The organism is Rhodopirellula maiorica SM1, assembly GCF_000346295.1.
In the GTDB taxonomy this organism is placed as follows: Bacteria; Planctomycetota; Planctomycetia; order Pirellulales; family Pirellulaceae; genus Novipirellula; species Novipirellula maiorica.
The window spans coordinates 1-6,061 of sequence record NZ_ANOG01000015.1 but is presented as its reverse complement, the minus strand read 5'-3'; the positions used below and the strand labels follow the sequence as shown (position 1 = coordinate 6,061).

2 protein-coding genes are annotated in these 6,061 nt (G+C 53.4%); both read left to right on the top strand.

The genetic code is table 11. The features are described from left to right. A partial coding sequence (locus RMSM_RS40495; RefSeq protein WP_040763320.1) for a hypothetical protein occupies nucleotides 1–1,541 on the top strand: 1,541 nt, incomplete at its 5' end. Between the two features lie 222 nt (nucleotides 1,542–1,763). Then, nucleotides 1,764–6,061, top strand: a 4,298-nt coding sequence (locus RMSM_RS00555) for a putative Ig domain-containing protein (RefSeq protein WP_008689974.1), incomplete at its 3' end; no start/stop codon positions are given.

Genomic DNA, 6,061 nt, shown 5'->3' with positions numbered 1-6,061 from the left:
TATCGGGGATCTCTGCTGCAAACGAAGACCTGTTGGTGATCAACAACGGCGTGTTTGGTGCAAACACTAGCGGTGATTGGGCAATGTACTTTGATGGATCCGACGTGGGACTAGGCGACGCAAACATCGACGGCGTCTCCGTCGACCCGGCCACAAATGAAATTCATCTTTCATCGGAGAGCGGGTTTTCGTTTGGGGGTGTTAGCGGTGAAGCCATCGACATTGCCACGTGCATGATGGAATCATTCGGTGAACAAACAAGTTGCCATGTATCAGAAAAATTCACCGGCAGTCTTCATGGCATCGACGGCCAGCACGCGTTCGACGCAATCCAGATTGGCAGTTTTACCGGCAACGAAAAATTTGGACAGCACGTGATCTATATGAGCTCGATGAATGGTGTCTCGGTCGCCGACATGAGCATATCCGACGAAGACATCTTCTATCACGACACACGTACGGGGGCTTGGAAGTTGCTGTTTGATGGGTCGGATGTAGGAATAGGCACCGATGTCGATGCGTTTGTTTTACAAGAGGATGGAAGCATTCTGCTCAGCTTTAATGCGTCCACCAACATTGATGGTCTCGGAACGGTAGAACGTCCCGACATTGTGCGTTTTATTCCCGCCACCACAGGCCACGACACTGCAGGGCAATTCGAGTGGTACTTTGACGGTTCCGACGTGGGATTGACCACCTATTACGAGGATGTCGACGGGATCAGCATTGCACCGGACGGCAGTCTGCTGCTGAGTACCAGTGGTAACTTTGCGGTCGATGGGGTGAGCGGCAGCAGTGCGGACATCTTACAGTTTTCACCGACCCGTCTGGGCGATCTCACCGCTGGCACATGGCAACTCTACTTCGACGGATCGGATGTCGAGCTGACATCGACCAGCGAAAATTTAACCGGGATCTCGTTGGCCAACGACGGAGAAACTCTTTATCTAACGACGCTTGGGACAGTGGCCGCCGGTGGTCTCCGCGGTACCGGGACGGACATATTGGTTTGCGGGGTTACCAATTTTGGGACCGATACCGCATGTACCATCGATCTCATCTATCGCGGAGCATCTGGCGGTATCACTCAATCGCTTGACGCGATTCATGTGACGGACGCGACGCTGGAAGCTCCTCAGATCCAAGCAAACGCCCAGACCATCCCGCTATTCACATTGGAAATGCTTGCAGAACCCACACAGGAAAACAGTCCACCGGAAACGTCTCGCTTCATCTCGACCTATGTCGACACTGTGCGTGAAACACGCCATGTCGAATCGGCGATCACCACGCCCCTCCGCTCCATGCCTTCTCCTAACACATGGGGACGAATTGACTTACAGCGAGAGACTCTGGAAATCGCACCAATACCGCTGCCGCCGCGAAGCATGAAACTTGCTTCGATTGACAGCGTACTTTCGGTGTGGGAGCCGCAAATCGAACTGCAAACAGAAAAACCTCAGGCTATTTCGCCCCCCGCCGATAGAAAAGTCGATGAATTTTTTTCTGACACGGATTTTATCCAGCTACCCCTTCGGTAATCCGTACTCTCTATAGAGCGGAAACTGCGGAAATCCCGCTTCCATCGACCTCGCCCCCCGCCAATTGACGACGCCCCGGGGGGCACAGCCCCACTCCTGCAAACCTAGTCAAACTGGCCTAGCACCATCCCTCACAATACGTAGAATGCGACGCTCTTCGGTCATCCTTTGACCACCTAAGCCCCTTTTCTTCGATAGGCTCCTGTCTGCAGGAGAGAGCGAATGCAAATCAGGTTTTTCTCGGACAATCGATTACGTCGGCGCGCACGTCGACAACAAAACAAACGGCGTCAACTTCTCGAACGGCTCGAACCGCGACTGCTTCTTGCTGGAAACCAGCCCCCTCAGATCTCCACGCCCGTTTCCGATCTGACCCTGGGAGCCGATATTCCCTTCAGTTTCAACCTCTTACCGACCACAGGCGTTGTCTTTGGCTATGGGGTCGGAGGAACTGATATTCAAGCGACGGACAACTATTTTGCCAGTGGTGTTCAGTTTTTTGGCGAATGGGAAGACATCACCTTTACCGGCAATACGGTGATGAACGACGATCCCTATCGTGTCCTCGAATTAACTGACATTCCAGCCGGGGCTTCGTCTCAGGATTACATCTGGGACAACAACAGCTACGTCTCCGATACGCGCCGGGCGTTTAACTATGACGGATCCGTCGTAACGTGGGACCAATGGCTGGATCGCTCTGGGCTGGATGCCAACAGCACGCTAACCAACACGGCCCATGGTACGGTCGTCGAAGTACGCCCGAACCAATACGAACCTGGACGTGGTAATGCGGTGGTTTACAACTGGGATCGGCTTGATCAAGTCGAACTCGATTTGTCAGCGGTGGTTGAGCCTGGTGCGGCTTTTGAAATCTACGATGTGCTCGATCTTAAAGGCGATCCGGTTGTTTCCGGCGTCTACGATGGCGACGCGGTCTCCATTCCAATGGTCGACCGAGTTTCGCCGGTGCCGATCGGTCATAATCCCGTTGCTCCTTTGGTGGTCGATAAAGAATTCGGCAGTTTCCTGATTCTATCCGAAGCTGATCCTGTTCCTGCGACAGGCAGCGAATTTTATGTCTCTCCCAATGGAACGCCGCAGGGCAACGGTAGCCAGAGCAGTCCTTGGGATTTGCAAACCGCAATGAGCCACCCTTCAAGCGTGTCGCCTGGCGATACGATTTGGATTATGGGTGGCACCTACCACGGTAAATTCACCAGCACTCTTTCGGGTACTGCTGAGAATCCCATTCATGTTCGCGAGTATCCTGGCGAAGAGGTGATCATTGACTTGAACAATGGGACGCCACTGAACGCCGAAGTGGTTACCGTCGGTGGGCAACATACGTACTACCAAGGATTCGAGGTTTTCTCCAGCGACTTGTCCTCACGGACAACTGATATCCCCGGCTCTTGGCCGGCGAATATCAATCGTGGCAACATCAACGTCCAGGGCGATCACGTCAAGATCATCAATTGGGAAATCCACGACCTTAACAAAGGTCTCGGATACTGGGGACCTGCCGATGGAGGTGAGGTTTACGGTTCACTCATTTACAACAATGGTTGGTCGGGTCCCGACCGCGAGCACGGTCAAGGGATTTATGCACAAAACGATGACTATACACGCGTCTTCGCCGACAACATCCTCTTCAACCAATTCCGGCATGGCATCAAAGTCTATGGATCAAGTGCAGCAAGCCTGAAAAATTCTACGCTCGAAGGAAACATTGCCTTCAACAACGGAGCAGCGGGTACTGAAGGGTATACCGGTGCTTGGCAATACTTGATCGGCGGTGGGTCTGAAGCGGAAAACATCATTGTCAATGAGAACTTCGCCTACGCTGGCAAACGTCACTTCTTTGACAGCGATGCCAATGACACACTCTCCTTTTCGGCTCGACAATCCAATGGCCAAGCGCTGCCATCCTGGCTGAAACTCTACGGCAACGAAGGATACTTCGTCGGTACGCCGTCGCAATCCGACGTGGGAACGATCTCGATTGAACTCACCGCGAGAGACCGTTACGGTGCGACCACAACCGATCATTTCGATATCACTGTCAATCCTGTGAACCAGTCGCCCACCTTGGTTTCCGCGATCCCCAATACGACAGTTCATCGCAATACCTCGTTCGATCTTGATATCGCTGGCTACTTCCAGGACGCCGAGGACGGCAACGATCTGTCCTACTCGATTGCGCCTCGCAACGGCGGAGTCCTGCCCAATTGGATTAGCATCGACGTCGAAACGGGTGTGATCACCGGCCATCCCCCGGCATCCGGCACGACCGCTATCCAGGTTACTGCGTTTGACAGTTTGGGTAGTTTTACTTCGGATGTGTTCAATCTAAGCGTCGATAATCAATCGCCGCAACTCGCGGACGTGCAAGTAGATTTATCCGACACCGCAGCATCGGTGACGCTTGGCAACGACACGATCTACACCGTCACGGTTAGCAACCAAGGAGCGGTGACCGCCCAAAACGTTCTTGTCACGACGTCGACAAGTTCGGGATGGTTGAGTTCATCGCCGAACAGTTCCTTGAGCGGAAGTGGGGGCACGGGTGGAAGCGGCGTCGTCACCACCGATATTGGCAATCTGGCCAGTGGGGCGTCAAAGCAAATTGAGATTCGAGTCACCACGACGCAGCCGGGCACACTGTCGCTCGAGTCAGCGGTAACCACGAGCTCGACCGAGTCCAACTCGCGAAACAATGCCGACTCGACAAGCGTATTTGTCAATGCACTACCGGTGGCATCGGACGACCTTGCCCAGATCAACGAAGATCAACTCAGTGCCATCAGCGGCAATCTGCTCGGTAATGATCAAGATGCCAATGGTGATGAAACGCTTAGCGTGACCCAAATCGAACGATCCACCAGTCCATTTGACTCACCGGTGGCCGGCAGATTCGGATCGCTGCAGTGGAATCATGATGGCTCGTACTCCTATGTGCTGAATCCATTTGATGAGGAGGTGCAGAGTCTGGCAGTGGGTGAATCGTTGACCGATAGCTTTCAATACACGCTCAGTGATGGCTACGAAACGGACACGGCGGTGATTTCATTCCAAATCAATGGCAGCAACGATGCTCCGACCGCCAATGATCTCGCCTTTTCGATCAACGGCGATGAACCAGCGGTCGTTCAAACCGTCACGGCCGACGACATCGACCGCGATGACAATGCCAGCTCATTGAGCTATGAATGGCTGACGCGCCCCTCACGTGGCCAGTTTGTCGACTTGGGCGAGGGAAGTTTCCGCTTTGATCCGGCCGACCAATTCGACGATTTACCGGTGGGGCAACAGGAGGTGCAAACACTTGCCTATCGAGTCACCGATCGACACGGCGCAAGCACCCAGGCCAGTGTCTCGATCACAATCAACGGCTCAAAAATCGAGTTGCCTGATGACGACGATACACCGCCTCCGCCACCGCTTCCGGACACCAGCGAAATTACCTACGTCAGTTTTTCAAAAAATGGAGTCGTCGGTAATATCCCCTATGCGGACGAGGACATACTGGCATTTAACAACAACACCGGCGAATGGTCACTCTATTTCGATGGCTCTCAAGTCGGACTGGCCCGATGGGATGTCAACGCATTTTATGTGCAAGACGACGGCAACATCCTGCTGAGCTTTGATACCAACAGCTATTCAAAAGGGTTGGGGTTGGTTCGCGATTCTGACATCTTAAAATTCACTCCGACCGGTCTCGGCACGCAAACCGCTGGAACGCTTGAGTGGTTTTTTGATGGATCTGATGTCGGTCTGAACCCCACCAGCGGTGACATTGATGAAATCAGCTTCACCACCGATGGCCGTTTGGTCGTCAGCACAGTAGGCAGATTCTATCTTGATGGCCAAATGATCGACAAAGACACACGGATGGTGTTGAGCAACGGTGTTTTCGGCACCGAGACATCGGGCGACTGGTCGATTTACACTGAGAATTCCGACGTCATTCAAGCCGCCAACGCCTTTTCAGGCAATTTGCTCACGACGGCGGGTGGGAACATCTCGCTGGCGACGCCAACTGCCTTTGCAGTCGCCACTAACGCTAGCGGCAGCGAACCGTTGAATCCGATCGAACACGATGCACTCGATGGAATCCAACACAGCAACTTTACCGGAACTGAGGTGTTTGGAGAAAAAGTCATCTACATGAGTTCACAGAGTCGAATCGCCGTAGGCGACTTGACCTTTGCAGACGAGGATATTTTTATCCACGACACGCGAACCGGAGCTTGGCAGATGTTCTTTGACGGTTCGGATGTAGGGATCCGTACCGACGTCGATGCTTTTCATCTGTTGGCAGACGGCAGCATTTTGATGAGTTTCAACGCCAACACCAAACTTGCGGAACTTGGCACCATCGCGCCGGCGGATATTGTCCGGTTCGTTCCCACCGAAATCGGCGACACAACCGCCGGAACCTTTGAACTGTACTTTGACGGCTCGGACGTAGGACTGACGTCCTATTACGAAAACGTGGATGCGATCAGCATGGA